At 68.3% G+C, this 16,783-nt stretch carries 20 protein-coding genes; 7 read left to right on the top strand and 13 right to left on the bottom strand.

All coding sequences use genetic code 11. The annotated features are described in order from the left end of the window. Window position 1 precedes the first annotated feature (1 nt). Both GGQ97_RS01360 and glpX read right to left on the bottom strand, forming a co-directional pair. Entirely contained in the window at window positions 2-535 is a 534-nt protein-coding gene (locus GGQ97_RS01360; protein ID WP_245197800.1) for a PH domain-containing protein, read from the bottom strand. 30 nt (window positions 536-565) lie between these two features. Beyond that, entirely contained in the window at window positions 566-1,540 is a 975-nt protein-coding gene (gene glpX / locus GGQ97_RS01355) for a class II fructose-bisphosphatase (protein ID WP_168067291.1), read from the bottom strand. 144 nt (window positions 1,541-1,684) lie between these two features. Between glpX and GGQ97_RS01350 the strand changes: the two genes are divergently transcribed. Then, the gene (locus GGQ97_RS01350) at window positions 1,685-2,098 is read left to right on the top strand and encodes a hypothetical protein (protein WP_168067290.1); all 414 of its coding nucleotides are present in this window, start codon (window positions 1,685-1,687) and stop codon (window positions 2,096-2,098) included. On the opposite strand, the gene GGQ97_RS01345 is transcribed toward GGQ97_RS01350, so the two are convergent. Together GGQ97_RS01345 and GGQ97_RS01340 are read right to left on the bottom strand one after the other, a co-directional pair. Beyond that, entirely contained in the window at window positions 2,095-2,526 is a 432-nt protein-coding gene (locus GGQ97_RS01345; RefSeq protein WP_342448546.1) for a DUF2721 domain-containing protein, read from the bottom strand. The genes GGQ97_RS01350 and GGQ97_RS01345 overlap by 4 nt on opposite strands. A 56-nt stretch (window positions 2,527-2,582) precedes the next feature. Then, window positions 2,583-2,735: a DUF2256 domain-containing protein gene (locus GGQ97_RS01340; RefSeq protein ID WP_168067289.1), complete on the bottom strand. Its 153-nt coding sequence runs from the start codon at window positions 2,733-2,735 to the stop codon at window positions 2,583-2,585. Window positions 2,736-2,788: 53 nt separating this feature from the next. Between GGQ97_RS01340 and GGQ97_RS01335 the strand changes: the two genes are divergently transcribed. Continuing rightward, the gene (locus tag GGQ97_RS01335) at window positions 2,789-3,370 is read left to right on the top strand and encodes a hypothetical protein (protein ID WP_245197799.1); all 582 of its coding nucleotides are present in this window, start codon (window positions 2,789-2,791) and stop codon (window positions 3,368-3,370) included. Window positions 3,371-3,377: 7 nt separating this feature from the next. On the opposite strand, the gene GGQ97_RS01330 is transcribed toward GGQ97_RS01335, so the two are convergent. Further along, a complete protein-coding gene (locus GGQ97_RS01330) occupies window positions 3,378-4,073 on the bottom strand; it encodes an META domain-containing protein (protein WP_168067288.1) in 696 nt (231 codons plus the stop codon). Window positions 4,074-4,107: 34 nt separating this feature from the next. Beyond that, window positions 4,108-5,286, bottom strand: a complete 1,179-nt coding sequence (locus tag GGQ97_RS01325) for an LL-diaminopimelate aminotransferase (protein ID WP_168067287.1) — start codon at window positions 5,284-5,286, stop codon at window positions 4,108-4,110. A 105-nt stretch (window positions 5,287-5,391) separates the two neighbouring features. On the opposite strand from GGQ97_RS01325, the gene GGQ97_RS01320 reads away from it, so the two are divergent. Next, window positions 5,392-6,087, top strand: a complete 696-nt coding sequence (locus GGQ97_RS01320; protein WP_168067286.1) for a type 1 glutamine amidotransferase domain-containing protein — start codon at window positions 5,392-5,394, stop codon at window positions 6,085-6,087. A gap of 19 nt (window positions 6,088-6,106) precedes the next feature. Here GGQ97_RS01320 and GGQ97_RS01315 read toward each other — a convergent pair whose 3' ends face one another. Both GGQ97_RS01315 and GGQ97_RS01310 read right to left on the bottom strand, forming a co-directional pair. Further along, entirely contained in the window at window positions 6,107-6,934 is an 828-nt protein-coding gene (locus GGQ97_RS01315; RefSeq protein ID WP_168067285.1) for a hypothetical protein, read from the bottom strand. 77 nt (window positions 6,935-7,011) lie between these two features. Then, complete coding sequence (locus tag GGQ97_RS01310; RefSeq protein ID WP_168067284.1) at window positions 7,012-7,641, bottom strand: trimeric intracellular cation channel family protein; 630 nt, start codon at window positions 7,639-7,641, stop codon at window positions 7,012-7,014. A gap of 237 nt (window positions 7,642-7,878) precedes the next feature. Between GGQ97_RS01310 and GGQ97_RS01305 the strand changes: the two genes are divergently transcribed. Next, a complete protein-coding gene (locus GGQ97_RS01305) occupies window positions 7,879-9,615 on the top strand; it encodes a PHA/PHB synthase family protein (protein ID WP_168067283.1) in 1,737 nt (578 codons plus the stop codon). A 4-nt stretch (window positions 9,616-9,619) separates the two neighbouring features. Here GGQ97_RS01305 and GGQ97_RS01300 read toward each other — a convergent pair whose 3' ends face one another. Beyond that, window positions 9,620-9,844 carry a hypothetical protein gene (locus GGQ97_RS01300; RefSeq protein ID WP_168067282.1) on the bottom strand — a complete coding sequence of 75 codons (225 nt, stop codon included), beginning with the start codon at window positions 9,842-9,844 and terminating at the stop codon, window positions 9,620-9,622. Window positions 9,845-9,887: 43 nt separating this feature from the next. Continuing rightward, window positions 9,888-10,796, bottom strand: coding sequence for an EamA family transporter RarD (gene rarD / locus GGQ97_RS01295; protein WP_168067281.1), 909 nt, complete (start codon window positions 10,794-10,796; stop codon window positions 9,888-9,890). A gap of 107 nt (window positions 10,797-10,903) precedes the next feature. Here rarD and GGQ97_RS01290 point away from each other — a divergent pair, with 107 nt between their 5' ends. Genes GGQ97_RS01290 through GGQ97_RS01280 form a run of 3 tightly spaced genes read left to right on the top strand, consistent with a single transcriptional unit; the run spans window position 10,904 to window position 13,272 of the window. Then, window positions 10,904-11,572 (top strand): DUF4893 domain-containing protein, encoded by a 669-nt coding sequence (locus GGQ97_RS01290; RefSeq protein WP_168067280.1) that lies wholly within the window; start codon window positions 10,904-10,906, stop codon window positions 11,570-11,572. A 3-nt stretch (window positions 11,573-11,575) separates the two neighbouring features. Further along, window positions 11,576-11,935 carry a ribose-phosphate pyrophosphokinase gene (locus GGQ97_RS01285; RefSeq protein ID WP_342448417.1) on the top strand — a complete coding sequence of 120 codons (360 nt, stop codon included), beginning with the start codon at window positions 11,576-11,578 and terminating at the stop codon, window positions 11,933-11,935. Window positions 11,936-11,964: 29 nt separating this feature from the next. Continuing rightward, window positions 11,965-13,272, top strand: a complete 1,308-nt coding sequence (locus GGQ97_RS01280; protein WP_168067279.1) for a metal-dependent hydrolase family protein — start codon at window positions 11,965-11,967, stop codon at window positions 13,270-13,272. 9 nt (window positions 13,273-13,281) lie between these two features. Here GGQ97_RS01280 and recN read toward each other — a convergent pair whose 3' ends face one another. From recN to secF, 3 genes are all read right to left on the bottom strand, one after another. Then, window positions 13,282-14,934 carry a DNA repair protein RecN gene (recN, locus tag GGQ97_RS01275; protein WP_168067278.1) on the bottom strand — a complete coding sequence of 551 codons (1,653 nt, stop codon included), beginning with the start codon at window positions 14,932-14,934 and terminating at the stop codon, window positions 13,282-13,284. A gap of 19 nt (window positions 14,935-14,953) precedes the next feature. Further along, entirely contained in the window at window positions 14,954-15,748 is a 795-nt protein-coding gene (locus GGQ97_RS01270; RefSeq protein WP_168067277.1) for an outer membrane protein assembly factor BamD, read from the bottom strand. Window positions 15,749-15,816: 68 nt separating this feature from the next. Then, window positions 15,817-16,779: a protein translocase subunit SecF gene (gene secF / locus GGQ97_RS01265; protein ID WP_168067276.1), complete on the bottom strand. Its 963-nt coding sequence runs from the start codon at window positions 16,777-16,779 to the stop codon at window positions 15,817-15,819. Between the last annotated feature and the right edge of the window lie 4 nt (window positions 16,780-16,783).

Here is a 16,783-nt window from a genome sequence, read left to right as displayed (position 1 = left end):
CTCAGTCGAGGTCCGCCTTGATGTGGGTGCGGATCACCGCCGCCAGCTCGGCAGCGCGGTCCGGCGACAGTCCGGGCAGGCTGACGATGCTGTTGTGGGTACCGGCGGTGTGGATGGCGAGGGTGGCGGTGCCGAACATCTTGTCGAGCGGCCCGCGAGCAACGTCGAGATGCTGGACCCGCACCAGCGGCACCAGCGTATCGGTGTGGAACAGCCATCCGCGCACCACCCGCAGCATCGCCGGCTCCAGCGCATAGCCGAGCCGCGCCCATATCCGGGGGGGAGCGGTGACGGCGGTCAGCAGCGCCAGCAGCGGGATTGCCACCAGCAGCAGCCCGCCGACTGCGGTGTCTGCAAGCACCAGCCGGTCCAGCACCACCGCGCCGATCACGACCGGCAGCCAGGCGAGGAGGGTGCGGGCGCGGATCACCTGCACGTAAGAACGCTCAACGGGCATGACCCCGCCGGGCCGGACGGGGGCTACCGCCTCCGCCGCTACGATCCCGTCCTCAATCTCACCGATGCCAACTGTCATACCCGCTTAGTACAGCAGCGGGTGACGGCTTCAAGCGCTGGTCTTGCGATGCTCGCCCGCGATCCGTCGCACCGTTCCGCTCGACGCGCGCATGACGATGCTCTCGGTGGTGATGAAATCGCGGCGGCGCTTGACGCCCTTCAGCAGCGACCCGTCGGTGACCCCGGTCGCGGCGAAGATGCAGTCGCCCTTGGCCATGTCCTCGAGCCGGTAGATCCGGTCGAGATCCTCGATCCCCCAGCGGCGCGCGCGGCCACGCTCGTCGTCGTTGCGGAACAGCAGCTTGCCCTCGATCTGACCGCCGACGCAGCGCAGCGCAGCGGCCGCCAACACGCCTTCCGGCGCTCCGCCCGAGCCCATGTAAATGTCGACCGTGGTGTCGGGGTTGGTGGTGGCGATGACGCCCGCCACGTCGCCGTCGGGGATCAGCATGATGCCGCAGCCGAGGCTGCGCAGTTCGGCGATCACCTTCGCGTGGCGCGGACGATCCAGCACGCAGGCGATGATCTCGTTCGGCGACACGCCCTTGGCCTTGGCCAGCGCGGTGACGTTCTCGGTGGCGGAACGCTCCAGGCTGACCAGCCCCGGCGCATAGCCCGGCCCGATCGCCAGCTTCTCCATGTAGACGTCGGGCGCGTTGAGCAGGCATCCCGCTTCGGCGATCGCAAGCACCGCCAGCGCATTCGGCCCGGCCTTGGCGGTGATGGTGGTGCCTTCGAGGGGGTCGAGAGCAATGTCGATCTTGGGGCCGGTGCCCTGCTCGGAGCCGACCTTTTCGCCGATATACAGCATCGGCGCCTCGTCGCGCTCGCCTTCGCCGATCACCACCGTGCCGTCCATCGGAAGCTCGTTCAGCGCCGCGCGCATCGCCTGCACCGCCGCCGCGTCGGCCGCCTTTTCATCGCCGCGCCCGATCAGGGTCGAAGCGGCGATCGCAGCCGCCTCGGTCACTCGCACCATCTCGAGGACGAGGACGCGGTCGAGAATATTGGATGCCTGGATCACGGTGGGTTGTTCCTCCTGTTCGCCTTTGGCCAATGCCCCTACCGGCGGCCTGCGACTCGATCAACAAAGCACCGGCGCCGACGCCTTGTTCCGCCCCCGCAAGGACGATGGCAGCGAAATGCCCTCGCCCGGCGTTGTCCACCCATGCACCGCTTCCCCCTGCTCCTGCTCGCCGCCTCGCTGTCCGCCTGTTCAAGCAACGAGAAATGGGCGGACAATGCCGTCACCCCAGCGCTGGAAACGATGGCCGAAGCCCCGGGCGACTGGTCGAAACTCGACGGCATGATCGGCCGCCGCCCGTCCGAAAGCGGATTGATCGACACAAGCGCGATCAGCGTCGACCTCAATGCCCGGCTGGGCGCGTCGGCCAAGCCCTATCGCAATGCGATGATGGCGGCCGGACCGCTCACCCGCCGCGGCAATTTCCTGGTGGCAGAGGCGCCCGATGCCTGGCTGGTGCTCGATCCCGTCGGCCACGCCTTCCGCGCCGGGCTCCGCCGCGACGGCCAGTTCGAGGAATGGACTACCGCCGGCGCGGAAGTGCCACGCCCAAGCTAGCCTTCGTCGCCGGTCGCCTCGTCGACTTCGTGGGTGAGCAGCGCCGGGCGCACGCGGATCGCCCGCGCCGCGATCCGGGTCTCGATCAGGAAGATGAAGAAGCCCGCGGCCAGCGTCACCATCGCGCCGATGAACAGCAAAGCGATGGCGTTTCCGGCGTGGAGGTCAACCAGCGCCGCGGCGAACAGCAGCACCACCACGGTGCAGACCAGTACCGCGCTCGCCACGGTGGAGGTGATGGCGCTGCTCATCAGCCGCATCCGCCGGTCGACCGTGTTGATCTCGCTGACCAACCGTTCATGTTCGGGACCGATGCTTTCCAGCAGCCGTGGCTCGATCGCGCGGCCACGGTCGACGATCCGCGCCAGCCGCCCGGTCAGCGTGTTGAGGAACGCGCCGATCCCCGCCAGCAGGAATACTGGCGCCACCGCCTGGCCGATGATCCGCGCAACAGCCGAGGCGTCGTCAGGAGTGACCGGCAGCGTCACGCCTGCTTCGCTCCCGCCGAGCGGCACCGGTCCGAACAAAATTTCACCTGATCCCAGTCCCGTTCCCACTTCTTGCGCCACGCGAACGGCAGCCCGCACGACACGCAGGTCTTTGTCGGCAGGTCGGCTTTCTTGCGCATCCGCGGCATGGCTCCCGTCCTGAAGCTGCCGCGCGCCCTAGTCAAACCGGCGGCGCACCGACATGATCCGGCCGAGCATGAGCGATTTCGAATTCCTGTTCGCCCTTTACGGGCTGATGCTCGGCCTTTCGATCGCCGAAGTGCTGAGCGGGCTCGCCCGAAGCATCGAGGAACGGCTGCAGTCCCGCCCAACCTTGCGGATCGGCTGGCTCTGCCCGCTGCTCGCGGTCTTCGTTCTCCTCGACCTCCTGTCCTTCTGGTCCGCGGCCTGGACTGTCCGCCCGGTGGTCCGGGTGTCGGGCGAAAGCCTGATGCTGGTGACCGCCTTTGCCGGCGCCTACTATCTGGCAGCGCGACTGGTGTTCCCGCGCGACCTCAGCCAGCTTGCCGACCTCGACGAGCATTTCTTCCGGGTGCGCCGCATCGTGGTCGGCATCCTGCTCGCGCTGCTGGTGGTGCAGATGACCTATTATGCCTCGGTACCGGCGATCCGGCCGCGGCTGGTCGCTCCCGCATCGCTCGGCATGACCCTCCTGCTGGCGGCATTGCTGGTCGCGGCGATGATCGTCCGCAGCCGCCGCTGGGCGACCATCGTGCTTGCCGCTCTCGTCCTGCGCTACGTCGCCGCCTACCTGATTTTCTAGGCCGAGGTCAGCTGCGGGTGCGCGCCAGGTTGAGCGTGCCGAGCGGGTTGCGCAGCACCAGCTGGTCGTTTCCGATCGGCTCGACGTCGAACGGCAGCGCAAGCGCCTTTTCCCCCGCTTCCTCGAAGCTCGGGTCGGCGCAGGCCATCCGGGTCTTGGCCACCGTGCCCGCGCTCAGCACCCGTCCGGCCAGCGCATAAGGCGCGTTCAGCCGGTTGCAGCCAAGCTGCAGGCTCAGCCGCCCGCGGTCGAACTGCGCGGTGAAGGGCCGGTCGAGCGGGGTCGGGCGACCGTTCACCGACAGCACGGTCCAGGTCCCAGCGCCAAGGCTCAGCCCGCGCGACTGGTCGCCGCCGCACCCGGTGCGGAGCTGCCCGTCGACCGTCACCCGCACCGTCTGCGCATAATTGCCCGAGGTGAGCGCGCACGGCTGGGTCCTGGTTTCGACCTGGATGCGCTGTCCGGCAAGGCGGCCGTTCTTGGGCACCGTCCCGCCGGTGTTGGGCTCGTCCACCACGACGCTATTGTCGTTGGTGGCATAGACGATCCGCGCCGGCGTCACCGTCAGCTGCCAGCCCGGCTGCTCACCCCGCGCCAGCAAGGGGTCGATGCCCGGTCCGCCGATCGGGCCGGTCGTAGCGCATCCGCCAAGCAGGATAAGCGCGGCGGAAAGGGCGGCGGGGCCAGGGCTGAGCTGTCTCATTCCCCTTGAACGCACGGACCCGCCAAAGGGTCGATCAGGCCGACTTGAGCAGCTTCTTCACGCTCCGCGCGGCCTGCCGAAGCCTTTGCTCATTCTCGACCAGCGCGATCCGGACGAAGCCTTCGCCTTCCTCGCCGAAACCGACGCCGGGCGCGACCGCTACCCCCGCCTCGGCCAGCAACCGCTTGGAAAATTCCATGCTGCCGAGCGCCCGGAACGGCTCGGGGATCGGGGCCCAGGCGAACATGCTGGCCTGGGGCACCGGGATATCCCAGCCGGCCCGGCCGAAGCTCTCGACCAGCACGTCGCGCCGCTTCCTGTAGAGCGCGCGGGTCGCGGCGATGCAGTCCTGCGGCCCGTTCAGCGCCGCCACCGCCGCCGCCTGGATCGGGGTGAAGGCGCCATAGTCGAGATAGGATTTCACCCGCGTCAGCGCCGCGATCAGCTCGCGGTTGCCGACCGCGAAGCCGATCCGCCACCCGGCCATCGAATAGGTCTTGCTCATCGAGGTGAACTCGATAGCGACGTCCTTGGCGCCCTCCACCGCGAGGATCGACGGCGTCGGCGTCTCGCCGAAATAGATTTCGGCATAGGCCAGGTCGGAGATGATCCAGATCCCATGCTCGCGGGCGAAGGCGACCAGTTTCTCATAGAAAGCGACATCTGCGACGTAGGCGGTGGGGTTCGACGGATAACCGATCACCAGCACCTTGGGCCGCGGCACGGTGTAGCGCATCGCCATCCGCAGCCGCTCGAAGAATTCCTCGCCCGGCGCGGCGGGGATCGAGCGGATCGCGGCGCCGGCGATGATGAAACCGAAGCTGTGGATCGGATAGGAAGGGTTGGGGGCGAGGATCACGTCGCCCGGCGCGGTGATCGCCTGCGCGAGGTTGGCGAGGCCCTCCTTCGAGCCCAGGGTGACGATCACCTCGCTCTCGGGATCGACCTCCACCCCGAACCGCCGCTTGTAATAAGCCGACTGGGCCTTGCGCAGGCCAAGGATGCCCTTGGACGCCGAATAGCCGTGCGCATCGGGCTTGGCCGCCACTTCCGCCAGCTTGGCCACGACATGCGCCGGGGGCGGGCTGTCGGGATTGCCCATGCCGAGGTCGATCACGTCGCGACCTTCCGCCCGCATCGCCGCGCGCATCCCGTTCACTTCGGCGAAGACGTAGGGCGGCAGGCGCTCGATGCGGTAGAAGTCGGTGTGCATGAGACCGATTGTGCCGCTCTTGCTGCAGTGCGGCAAGGGCAAGCGGAACCCAAAACGACCACCGTTGTTCGTCTTGAAACGAAACCCAACGGAGATCCCCGCGCCATGAACATCCTGATGGTCCTGACCAGCCACGACCAGCTGGGCGACACCGGCAAGAAGACCGGCTTCTGGCTCGAGGAATTCGCAGCGCCTTATTACGTCCTCAAGGACGCCGGCCACGCCATCACCCTTGCCAGCCCCAAGGGCGGCCAGCCGCCGCTCGATCCCAAGAGCGACGAGCCCGACGCCCAGACCGACGCCACCCGCCGCTTCAAGGCCGACAAGGACGGCCAGGCCCAGCTCGCCGCGACCGAAAAGCTGTCCGACATCGACGCCTCGGCCTTCGACGCGGTCTTCTATCCCGGCGGCCACGGCCCGCTGTGGGACCTTGCCAACGATGCCGACAGCAAGGCCCTGATCGAACGGACGCTGGCCGACGACAAGCCGGTTGCCCTCGTCTGCCACGCGCCCGCCGTGCTCAAGGACGTCACCGCCCCCGACGGCAGCCCGCTGGTCAAGGGCCGCAAGGTCACCGGCTTCACCAACGAGGAAGAGGAAGCGGTCGGCCTCACCGACGTCGTCCCCTTCCTGCTCGAGGACGAACTGAAGCGGCTCGGCGGCGACTACAGCAAGGGTGGCACCTTCAAGCCCCATGTCGTCACCGACGGTCTGCTGATCACCGGCCAGAACCCGCCGTCGAGCGAACCCGCCGCCGAAGCGCTGCTCAAGGTGCTGGCGAAGGAACCCGCCGAGGCTTGAAGATCAGGAAGGGCCGGGCTCAGTCCCGGTCCTTCTCCCACGAATTGCGGCGGGTCGTCCCGTATCTGTAGTGAATCTCGACCCATTCGCCGACCTGGTAACGCCCTCCGACGCGCGGGGGCCGGATACGGAACTGCCAGGCCGCGGCTAGGACGGCGCGGGCCATCTGAGAGCCAGGCGACTCTCCCAACGCCACGCAATCGTCGACCTTGAAGTCGGGCACCGTTCTGCACGCGATCAGTGCCCACCCGGGCTGCGCCGTCTGCAAATACCCGCGCATTTCCTGTTCGGTCGGCTCGCCGCGTTGCCAGGCGGCGGCGTATAGCCGCTCCCCGTTCGGCCCGGTGCCCGATGCCAGCGGCGTATCGGCCGCGCTGCTCGGCGCCGCGGGGCCGTAGGTCCGAGCGGGCTTCGGCGCCGAGGGCAGTGAGCGCAGGTCAGCCGAGGCCAGGTCGTCGCGCGACAACTGCACCAGCGGCGAAGGCTGAGCCGGGGCCGGCGTCGGCGGCTGGACCGAGGGCACGTCGGGCGCGGGGGCGGCCGGCGCGGTTTCCACCGTCGGCTGCGGCTCGGCCTTGGTTTCCACCTTCTTCGTTTCGGGCGTCTTGACCGCCTCCACCACCGGCTCAGGGCTCGGCGCGGCGAGGTCGAACGTCTTGAGCGGCTGGCCCTCCTTGGCCATCTCCGCGAACCGTCCGCTTCCGAGCGTCAGCAGCGCCAGCACTACCAGCGCTTCTAGCGCCAGTGCCGCGAGGAGCCCTGCCAGCCGCTGTCGCCGCGACTTCGTTCGCTTGGTGCGCACCGGCGGGTCGGCGTCGATCGCCGGGGAGGGAAAGGCCACGCCCATTTGCCTCCCCCTAGCCGAGCCAACTGCGAGTTACAGCCCGCTTATCTCCTTGGGCTCGCGAGGATTTCACGCCGCTTCTAGCGTTCGTAGGCGGGCAGGCTCCAGCCCCGGGCGATCGCCAGCCCGCGCAGGGCGAACCCCGCCAGCGCCGCCAGCAGCGCCGCGGCCCAGCCGGTCATTCCCAGCAGCGCCAGCCCGACCAGCAGCCCGGACGAAAGGGCGGCGGCGGTGACGTAGAGCTCGGGCCGCATCAGGATCGACGGCTCGCCCGCCAGCACGTCGCGGATGATCCCGCCCGCGCAGGCGGTCAGCACGCCCATCGCGAAGGCCGGGACGGGCGCGATTCCATAGGCCAGCGCCTTGGCCGCGCCGTAGGTGGCATAGGCACCCAGCCCGGCGGCATCGAACCACAGCAGAGCGCTTCCGGCGAACCACCGCCGGCTCGCCAGCCACACCAGGGTCGCGGCGGCAAAGCAGATCAGCAGCACCTCGTTGCCCTGCACCCAGAACACCGGCGCGCCGATCAGCAGGTCGCGCAGCGTGCCTCCGCCGACCCCGGTCACCACCGCGAAGAACAGGAAGGTGACGAAGGTCTGCTTGCGCTCCGCCGCCAGCAGCGCGCCCGACACGGCGAACACCGCGATCCCGAACAGGTCGATCGCCTGGATCGCCAGTGGCAGGGCAGGAATGGGCAGCGGCGGGTTCATCTCCTCCCGTCCTTGCGGGGAGCGACGCGACGAAGCAACCGCCGATCCAGCCCCGCTCCGACGAACGGGAAGGCGGCCCCTGTCCTACACGGCTTCACTCTGTCATTGTCCTTGCATGACGACCTTTCCGCGCGGCAGCCTGTACATCGCGACCGGGGCCCGGGCCTTTCGCGAGACGCCCGCCCTATGTGACCTTCGAGAACTTCGTGACCTTCGCGCCGCCCTGGGGAGCGCCTGATGACCACCGAATCGGATACCACCGCAGCCGCTTTTCCAAGCCTCGAGGACTGGCAGCACTGGACCCAGGTGATGGGCCGCGCGCAGCAGATGCTGCTCGAAACCTGGGCCGATAGCTGGAAGTCCGGCGATCCCGCGCCCGGGCTCAAGCTTCCCAACGCGCCCGATCCGATGGCGATGCTGACCGCCGGGGCCGAGGCATGGGGCAAGGGGCTAGAGGCGTGGGGCCAGATGCTGGGCGGGATGGCCGCCGCCGCCGACCGCAAGGACAAGCGTTTCGCCGCCCCCGAATGGCGCGACAATCCGGTGTTCGACACCATTCGCCAGTCCTACCTGGCCATTTCCGATCAGCTGATGAAGACCGCGGACCAGGCCGAGGGGCTCGACAGCGAGGCGCACCAGCGGTTGAAATTCCTGACCGCCAGCTTCGTCGACGCGATGAGCCCGTCCAACTTCGCCCTGACCAATCCCCAGGTCCTGAAGGCGACGATGGAAAGCCGCGGCGAGAATTTGCTGACCGGCCTGCGCCACATGCTCGACGACATGAAGGCCGGGCAGATGACCCACGTCGCGAAGGGCCATTTCGAGGTCGGTCGCAACCTTGCGACCACGCCGGGCAAGGTCATCCACGAAACCCCGCTCTACCAGCTGATTCAGTACACGCCGACGACCGAGAAGGTGCTGGAAACGCCGCTGATCGTGTTTCCGCCGTGGATCAACCGCTTCTACATCCTCGACCTCACGGCGGAGAAGAGCTTCGTCCGCTGGTGCGTCGAGCAGGGCATCACCCTGTTCATGGTCAGCTGGAAATCGGCCGACGAGAGCATCAAGGACGTCACGCTCGACGACTATGTGCTGCGCGGGCAGGTCGATGCGATCGACACCGTCCGCGACCTGCTCGGCGTCGAACAGGTCCACACCATCGGCTATTGCGTCGCGGGCACCACGCTTGCCGCCACCCTGGCGCTGCTTGCGGCGCGGGGACAGGCGGACAAGGTCGCCTCGGCCACCTTCTTCACCGCGCAGGTTGATTTCGCCCATGCCGGCGACCTCCGGCTATTCCTCGGCGACGAGACGATGGGACTGCTCGGGCAATTGAGCGCCGACACGGGAATCGTCGACGGGCGGGTGATGGCCTCGACCTTCAACCTGCTGCGCGGCCGCGACCTCATCTGGAATTACGTCACCAACAATTACCTGCTGGGCAAGGAACCGCCGCCGTTCGACCTGCTCCACTGGAACGGCGACGTCACCAACCTGCCGGCCGGCTGGCACCGCGACTATCTCGAGACCTTGTACAAGGGGAACAAGCTGGTCGAGGAAGGCGGCATTTCGGTCGACGGCACCCCGATCGACCTCAAGCGGATCGAGACACCGCTCTACATCCAGGCCGGTCGCGAGGATCACATCGCCCCGCCGCAGAGCGTGTGGAAGATCATGGACCACGTCCCCGGGCCCAAGCGCTTCGTGCTGGCCGGTTCGGGCCATATCGCCGGGGTGGTGAACCCGCCCAGCGCGGGCAAATATCAATATTGGCTCAACGAGGGCGAGCCCAAGGATCTCGACGCCTTCATCGAGGGCGCGACCGAGCACAAGGGAAGCTGGTGGCCCGACTGGCTGGCATGGCTGACCGAGCGCGCGCCGAAGAAGGTGGACGCCAAGGGCGCGCGCGTCCCCGGCAAGGGCAAGAGACAAGCGATCGAGGACGCCCCCGGCCGCTACGTGAAGACCCGCTAGGGCCTCAGATGATCCCGCCGCCGAGCATCAGCCGAAGCGCGCCGACAAGGATCACGAAGATGCACAGGTTGCGCCCGGCCTTGGATCCGGGGCTGAGCGCGCCAATTCCGGCTCCGATCACCGCCAGCGGCAGGATGAACCAGTTGGCCCAGCCGAGCAGCGGGATGAAGGCGACGGCTGCGCTGACCAGGGCGACAAGGCCGATCAGCAGCGAGATGATGTTCAACATGACCCTTATGTCGTGGAGCTCCCCGCCGATTTCTAGTGCCGCTTCAGCTCGGCTGTCGACTGCTCCGTAGCGCGGCGCCGAGATAGATCAGTGCAGCCGTCCAGATGCATGCAAAGGCGGCGGCCTGGGCCAGCGTGAACGGCTCGCCGAACAGGAACACGGCGACCAGGAACTGCAGGGTCGGTGCGATGAACTGGAGGATGCCGAGGGTCGAATAGGGCAGCAGCCGGGCGGCGGCGGTGAACAGCAGCAGCGGAACAGTCGACACGATCCCGGCCAGCACCAGGAGCATCATGTCGGAAGTGGTTTCGCCCCACACCGGCAGGGTGGTCGACAGGCTTGCCCAAGCCAGCCACCCCACCGCCACCGGCAGCAGCAAGGCGGTCTCGATCCCAAGGCCAGCGGTCGCCTCCACCGTCGCCACCTTGCGAAGCAGCCCGTAGAGCGCGAAGCTGACGCACAGCGCCAGGCTGATCCACAGGTGCGACAGCGCGCCCACCGCAAGGATCGCCACCCCAACCGCCGCCAGCGCCACCGCCAGCCACTGCGGCCGGCTCAACGGCTCCCCCAGCACGAACCGGCCGAGCAGGATGTTGGCCAGCGGATTGAGGTAATAGCCGAGGGATGCGGCAAGGATGTGCCCGCTGTTCACCGCATAAACGTAGAGCAGCCAGTTGACCCCGATCAGCCCCGCCGTCGCCAGCAGCAGGCGCACCGTCCGCGGCTCGGCAAGTGCCGCCCGAACCGCCGGCCACGCGCTCCTGGCGCTGATCAGGGCGCCGAGCAGGAGGAACGACCAGCTGATCCGATGCGCCACGATCGCCAGTGCCGGCACGCCGAGCAGCAGCTTGAAATAGAGCGGCATCAGTCCCCACGCCGTATAGGCGCCGACCCCGAGGCTCAGGCCGGCGCGGGACAGGGTGGGGGCGGGGGTCGAGCGGGCAGCATCCATCCGCCGCGCCTTGGGGCCGAGGCGGCCCGGTCGCAAGGATTTGTTAACCCTTTGGCCCCTTTGACCGTGTGTACCCGCACCGTCGCTGTGCTAGCGTGAGGACGACCATGACCACCGCTCGCTTCGGATCACTTCTTGCCCTCACGCTGGTGCTCGCCGGCTGCATGGCGACACCGCCGGCCCGGCCGACCCTCCCCCTCGCTCCCGCCGCGGCGCCGCCGACCAAGGCCGATCGCTGGCTGAGCGTTGCGACCGCGCCCGACACCGACCGCCTGCGCCGTCTGCCGTTCGCCTGGACCGACGGCCTGCGCGACGCCCGCGTTCGGTTCGCCTCGGCAGTCCGCGAGGAAGGCGACCTGCTCCGCCCCAATGCGGCGCTTGCCCGGCCTGCGCCGACACCCGGAAGCTACAATTGCCGCCTGGTGCGCCTCGGCGCCACCGACCGCCGGACTCCGGCCTTCAACCGGTTCAAGCCCTTCTTCTGCTATGTCGAGGTCGAGGACGACCTCCTGACCCTGGTCAAGCAGACCGGGACCGAGCGACCGGCCGGGCGTTTGTGGGACGACGACGTCGCGACCCGATTGGTGTTCCTCGGCAGCGTCGCGCTGGGCAGCGAGACCCGCCCCAAGCCCTATGGCTCGGACAATAGCCGCGACATGGCCGGCTTCCTGGAGCGGATCGGGCCGATGCGCTGGCGGCTGGTGCTTCCCTATCCCCGTTCAGGCGCCAAGCTCGAGGTCTACGAATTGACCCCGGTCGCCGAGCAGCCTTCCTAGCCAGTGAGCATCGCCGATCCGGTGGCGGTGCGCGAGCATCTGCTTGCCGCTGCCGCCGCCGGCCATCCGCTGACCTACAGCGAATTGCTCGCCCGGCTCGGCCATCCGTTCACCCGGCCCAGGATGCGGGCGCTGTGCAAGACCCTCGCCGCCGTCGACGACGCGGCGCAAGCGGATGGCGAGCCGGAGCTTGCGGTGCTGGTCGTGCGCCAGTCCGACGGCCTGCCCGGCCAGGGCTGGTGGACCGGGAGCTGGGAGAAACACCGCTTCACCGGCGACTGGACCGGCCCCGACGCGCGCCTCCTGATCGATCGCCTGCAACGGCAGGCTTTCCGCTATTGGCAGGAGCGGGCACCGGGCTAAGCTGCGGCGAGAAACCCAGGGGGACCACCATGCTTTCGCTTATCGCAGCCGCCGCCGTCGTGCAGGCGGCGCCACCCGCCCAGCCCGTCACCGTCATCCACGCAGGCACGTTGATCGACGTCCCCGGCCGCGCGCCCAAGCGCAATGCCTCGATCATCGTCCAGGGCCGCAAGATCGTCGAAATCCGCAGCGGCTTCGCGGACGTGCCCGGCGCCCGCGTCGTCGACCTGCGCACCAGCACGGTCATGCCGGGCCTGATCGACAGTCACGTCCACCTCGGCGGCCTCGACGACCGGCTCCAGGCCCGCTTGCAGGCGCCTGTCCGAAACGAGGAGGACGAGGCCTATACCGCTCTCACCAACGCCAAGAAGACGCTTGCGGCAGGCTTCACCACCGTCCGCGACCTCGGCGGCGATCCGCCGGGGATCCGGGCGCTCAAGGGCGCGATCAACAGCGGTGCCTTCGTCGGGCCGAGCATCATCATGGCAGCGCGGATGATCTCGGTGTCGGGCGGCCACGGCGATCCGGTCAATGGCGTCAATCGCGAACTCGCCGAGATCGGGCACGATCACCAGACCAATGTCTGCAACGGGGTCGACGACTGCCGCCGCGCCACCCGCGAGCAGATCCGCGACGGCGCCGACGTGGTCAAGATCGCGGCCACCGGCGGCGTTCTCAGCAACGTCGCGGGCGGGCTCAACCAGCAGATGGCGGACGATGAGATGAAGGCGGTGGTCGACACCGCGCGCTCGTTCGATCGCAAGGTCGCCGCCCATGCCCATGGCACCAGCGGGATCAATGGCGCGCTGCGCGCCGGCGTCAGCTCGATCGAGCATGGCACCTTCGCCAACGACGAGAGCTTCCGGCTCTACAAGCAGACCGGCGCTTATTACGTGCCGACCCTGCTGGCGCCCGCCGCGGCCTACAAGGACGGCGAGCGCGGCGCGCTGACCCCGGCGCAGTTCGAAAAGGCCGCGGCCGCCAAGGGCAATGCCGAGAAGAGCTTCGCCCGCGCCGTCCGGGAAGGGGTGAAGATCGCCTTCGGTACCGACAGCGCGGTCAGCCCGCATGGCAAGAATGCGGAGGAGTTCGCGCTGATGGTCAGGAACGGCATGGCCCCTGCCGACGCGATCAAGGCCGCGACGGTGAACGCCGCCGACCTGCTCGGGGTCTCGGCCGTCGCCGGCACCATCGAACCGGGCAAGGACGCCGACATCGTCGCGGTGGAAGGTGATCCGATCGCCAACATCCGGCTGCTGGAGAATGTCGGCTTCGTGATGAAGTGGGGCCAGGTCTTCAAGGCCAATGGGCAGCGCCAGCTGACGGCGGCCGACTAAGCCGCGCCGTCAGGCGGTTTCGAGCAGGCGCGCGGCCTGGGCCCGCGCTTCCTCGGTGACCGCCGCGCCGGACAGCATCCGGGCGATCTCCTCGCGCCGTTCGTCGGCGTCGAGCAGTCGGACGGTGGTGCGGGTGCCCTCGTCCCCGTGGCTCTTCTCGATCCGGTAGTGGCGGCTCGCCCGTGCCGCGACCTGCGGACTGTGGGTCACCACCAGCAGCTGGCTGCGCGTCGCAAGCCGGGCCAGCCGCTCGCCGATCGCGCTCGCCACCGCGCCGCCGACGCCGCGGTCGATCTCGTCGAAGATCATCGTCGACGCCCCGCCTTCCTCCGCCAGCGCCACCTTCAGCGCGAGGATGAAGCGCGACAATTCGCCGCCCGACGCGATCTTGGTCAGCGCCCCGAACGGCGCGCCGGGATTGGTCGATACCTCGAATTCCACCCGGTCGCTGCCTGACGGACCCGCATCGCCGCCTGCGACCACGGTCCGGAACCGCGCCGCTTCCAGCTTGAGCGGCGCAAGTTCGGCCGCGACCGCTGCGTCCAGTCGCCCGGCCGCCGCGACCCGGGCCGCGGTCAGCGCGTCGCTCGCCGCCGTAAAATCGCCCTGCGCGACGGCGAGGGCTCGCTCGATCTCGGCGATCTGGTTTTCGCCGGCATCGATCGCCTGCCGCTGTTCACGCATCCGGTCGAGCAATTCGGCCAGTTGATCGGGTTCGACCCGGTGCTTGCGGGCAAGGCCGCGAAGGTCGAACAGCCGCGCCTCGGCCTCTTCGAGTTCCTCAGGGGAGAAAGCCAGATCGCGCTGCGCGGCGATCACTTTCTCTTCGGCTTCGCCGCCCTCGATCAGCGCCCGGTCGAGCGCGGTCAGCGCCTCGCCAAGCAGCGGGTGCGCCTCGGCGACCCTCTCCAGCCGCCGCGCCGCCTGGCGCAACTGCGACAGGCCGCCGTCGGAACCGGTGAACAGGCTTGCGAGGCCATCGAGGTCGTCCTGCACCCGCGCGAACTGCTTCATCGCGGCGCGCTTCTCTGCCAGCCGCTGCTCCTCGCCCTCCTCGGGCTCGAGCTTGGCCAGTTCCTCGATGCTGTGGTCGAGGAATTCGCGGTCGCGGTCGGCGTCGGCGGCGGTGCGTCGCAACGTGTCGAGCTCACTGCGCAGGTCGGCCAGCCGGGTCCAGGCCCGTGCCACCGGCGCCAGGTCGATTCGTCCAAAATTGTCGAGCAGCGCCCGATGCCCCTTGGGGTTGAGCAGGCCGCGATCGTCGTGCTGGCCGTGGATCTCGACCAGCGTGCCCGCCGCTTCGCGCAGCACCGCCGCCGGCACCGCGCCGCCGCCAAGGAAAGCGCGGCTGCCGCCATCGGCCTTGAGCGTGCGGCGGAAGATCAGCGGCTCGCCCGCTTCGTTCTCTATCCCGGCTTCCTCGACCACGGCGAGGGCCGGGTGCCCGTCCGGAAGATCGAATTCGGCGGTGACCGACGCGCTGTCCTGGCCGGAGCGGACCAGTCCGCTGTCGGCCCGCATGCCCATCGCCAGCCCGAGCGAATCGAGCAGGATCGACTTGCCCGCCCCGGTTTCGCCGGTCAGCACGCCGAGGCCATCACTGAAATCGAGGGTCAGCCGATCGATCAGCACCACGTCACGGATGACGAGCTGCCTCAGCATGTCGGCTCGGCTTCTGTCCTCAAGCCGCCTGTCGCGGGGCGTTCGGAACGTGCCGCTGGATCAGCGCATAGGCGCGCTCGTACCAGACCGTTCCGGGATAGTTGCGGCCAAGCACCGCGGCCGACTTGACCGCCTCGTCGGGCGTGCCGAGCGCGAGGTAGCTCTCGGTCAGCCGCATCAGCGCCTCGGGCGCGTGCGTGGTGGTCTGATACTTGTCGACCACCTCGCGGAAGCGATTGACGCTGGCGAGCCAGTTGCCCGACCGCTGGTAGTAGCGGCCGACTTCCATTTCCTTGCCGGCGAGCTGGTCGTTGATGAGGTCGAGCTTCAGGCGCGCATCGGCAGCGTAGCGGCTCTCGGGATAGCGGCGGATCAGCTCCTGGAACGAATCGCTGGCCTGGCCGGTGATCTTCTGGTCGCGGGTGACGTCGGCGATCTGATTATAATAGCTCATCGCGATCAGGTAGTTGGCGTAGGGCGCGTCCTTGTTACCCGGGTGGATCGTCAGGAAGCGCTGGGCCGAGCTGATCGCGTCGGGATAGGTCTTCGCCATGTAATAGCTGAACGCGCTCATCAGCTGCGCGCGGCGGGCCCAGACCGAATAAGGGTGCTGCCGTTCGACCTCGTCGAAGGTCTTGGCCGCGACGGTATAGTCGCCGCTGTCGAGCCGGCCCTTGGCCAGCGCGTAGAGCGTGTTGACGTCGCGCGCGACATAGGCGGTGTCGGACTTGGTGCGGTTGCGGGCACAACCTGCGGCGGGCAGGACCACCGCAACACTCAACGCGAGAAGAAGGAGACGATTGGTCTTGGGCATGGGCGGCCTTCTAGGGCAGTCGGGGAGGGAGGCCAAGCGCTGATGGGGGAGGGCGGCTGAACCGCCGCTTACACCACCGCCCCGTCGCTGCCCGCCAGGTTCGGCGCCTTGTCCTCGATCTTGAGGAAGCTGTCGGGCTTGATCCCCAGCCAGACCAGGATCGGGGCCGAGATGTAGATCGACGAATAGGTGCCGATGAAGGTGCCGAGCAGGATCGCGGCGGTCAGGCCGAAAATGACGTCGGGACCAAAGATCAGAAGGGTCGCCAGCGCCAGCATGATCGAGCCCGAGGTGACGATGGTCCTCGACAGCGTCTCGTTCAGCGAGAGGTTGAGCATCGGCACGATCTGCATCTTGCGGAACTTGCGCAAATTCTCGCGGATGCGGTCGTAGATCACCACCGTGTCGTTCAATGAATAGCCGACCACTGCAAGGAAGGCGGCGACGATGTTGAGGTCGACCTGCAACTGGGTCAGCGCGAAGAAGCCGAGGATCAGCGCGACGTCGTGGCCCAGCGTGACCAGCGCGCCGACGCCGAACTGCCATTCGAACCGGAACCAGATGTAGATGGCGACGCCCAGCATGGCGAGGGTGATCGCAAGCAAGCCGTCGCGCGCCAGTTCTTCGGACACCTTGCCCGACACCGCTTCGGCGGCGCCGACCGTGACCCCCGGATATTGGGACTGCAGCATGGTCCGGACCTTGCCGGTGATCGCGGCGGCCTGCGATTCGGGGCCGTCGGGGCGCGGCAGGCGGATCTGGTAGGTCTTGCCGTCGCCGAATTCCTGGATGCTGGCTTCGCCGACGTCGAGCGCCTCGACCCGGCTGCGCAGATCCTCGATCGCGACCGGCTGGGCGAAGGTGGTCCGGACCACCTGCCCGCCGATGAAATCGACGCCGAGGTTGAGGCCCTTGATGCCGACCAGCGCGAGGCTGGCGACCGTCACCAGGATCGACAGGATGAGGGCGATGTTGCGCACTTTCATGAAATCGATGTTGGTGTCGTCGGGGACGAGCTTCAGCAGCTTCATGGCA

The sequence above is a fragment of the Sphingomonas kaistensis genome (assembly GCF_011927725.1).
GTDB lineage: Bacteria > Pseudomonadota > Alphaproteobacteria > Sphingomonadales > Sphingomonadaceae > Sphingomicrobium > Sphingomicrobium kaistense.
This window is presented reverse-complemented; position numbering and strand designations above follow the sequence as displayed.

What these genes read in the sequence shown, in the direction of transcription:
- GGQ97_RS01315 (WP_168067285.1), bottom strand. Translation starts at nt 6,934, where the DNA reads ATGGGCGTGGCCTTTCCCTCCCCGGCGATCGACGCCGACCCGCCGGTG.
- rarD (WP_168067281.1), bottom strand. Translation starts at nt 10,796, where the DNA reads ATGGATGCTGCCCGCTCGACCCCCGCCCCCACCCTGTCCCGCGCCGGC.
- GGQ97_RS01320 (WP_168067286.1), top strand. Translation starts at nt 5,392, where the DNA reads ATGAACATCCTGATGGTCCTGACCAGCCACGACCAGCTGGGCGACACC.
- GGQ97_RS01300 (WP_168067282.1), bottom strand. Translation starts at nt 9,844, where the DNA reads ATGTTGAACATCATCTCGCTGCTGATCGGCCTTGTCGCCCTGGTCAGC.
- secF (WP_168067276.1), bottom strand. Translation starts at nt 16,779, where the DNA reads ATGAAGCTGCTGAAGCTCGTCCCCGACGACACCAACATCGATTTCATG.
- GGQ97_RS01335 (WP_245197799.1), top strand. Translation starts at nt 2,789, where the DNA reads ATGATCCGGCCGAGCATGAGCGATTTCGAATTCCTGTTCGCCCTTTAC.
- GGQ97_RS01310 (WP_168067284.1), bottom strand. Translation starts at nt 7,641, where the DNA reads ATGAACCCGCCGCTGCCCATTCCTGCCCTGCCACTGGCGATCCAGGCG.
- GGQ97_RS01270 (WP_168067277.1), bottom strand. Translation starts at nt 15,748, where the DNA reads ATGCCCAAGACCAATCGTCTCCTTCTTCTCGCGTTGAGTGTTGCGGTG.
- GGQ97_RS01360 (WP_245197800.1), bottom strand. Translation starts at nt 535, where the DNA reads ATGACAGTTGGCATCGGTGAGATTGAGGACGGGATCGTAGCGGCGGAG.
- GGQ97_RS01290 (WP_168067280.1), top strand. Translation starts at nt 10,904, where the DNA reads ATGACCACCGCTCGCTTCGGATCACTTCTTGCCCTCACGCTGGTGCTC.
- GGQ97_RS01340 (WP_168067289.1), bottom strand. Translation starts at nt 2,735, where the DNA reads ATGCCGCGGATGCGCAAGAAAGCCGACCTGCCGACAAAGACCTGCGTG.
- GGQ97_RS01305 (WP_168067283.1), top strand. Translation starts at nt 7,879, where the DNA reads ATGACCACCGAATCGGATACCACCGCAGCCGCTTTTCCAAGCCTCGAG.
- GGQ97_RS01325 (WP_168067287.1), bottom strand. Translation starts at nt 5,286, where the DNA reads ATGCACACCGACTTCTACCGCATCGAGCGCCTGCCGCCCTACGTCTTC.
- GGQ97_RS01330 (WP_168067288.1), bottom strand. Translation starts at nt 4,073, where the DNA reads ATGAGACAGCTCAGCCCTGGCCCCGCCGCCCTTTCCGCCGCGCTTATC.
- GGQ97_RS01280 (WP_168067279.1), top strand. Translation starts at nt 11,965, where the DNA reads ATGCTTTCGCTTATCGCAGCCGCCGCCGTCGTGCAGGCGGCGCCACCC.
- GGQ97_RS01350 (WP_168067290.1), top strand. Translation starts at nt 1,685, where the DNA reads ATGCACCGCTTCCCCCTGCTCCTGCTCGCCGCCTCGCTGTCCGCCTGT.
- recN (WP_168067278.1), bottom strand. Translation starts at nt 14,934, where the DNA reads ATGCTGAGGCAGCTCGTCATCCGTGACGTGGTGCTGATCGATCGGCTG.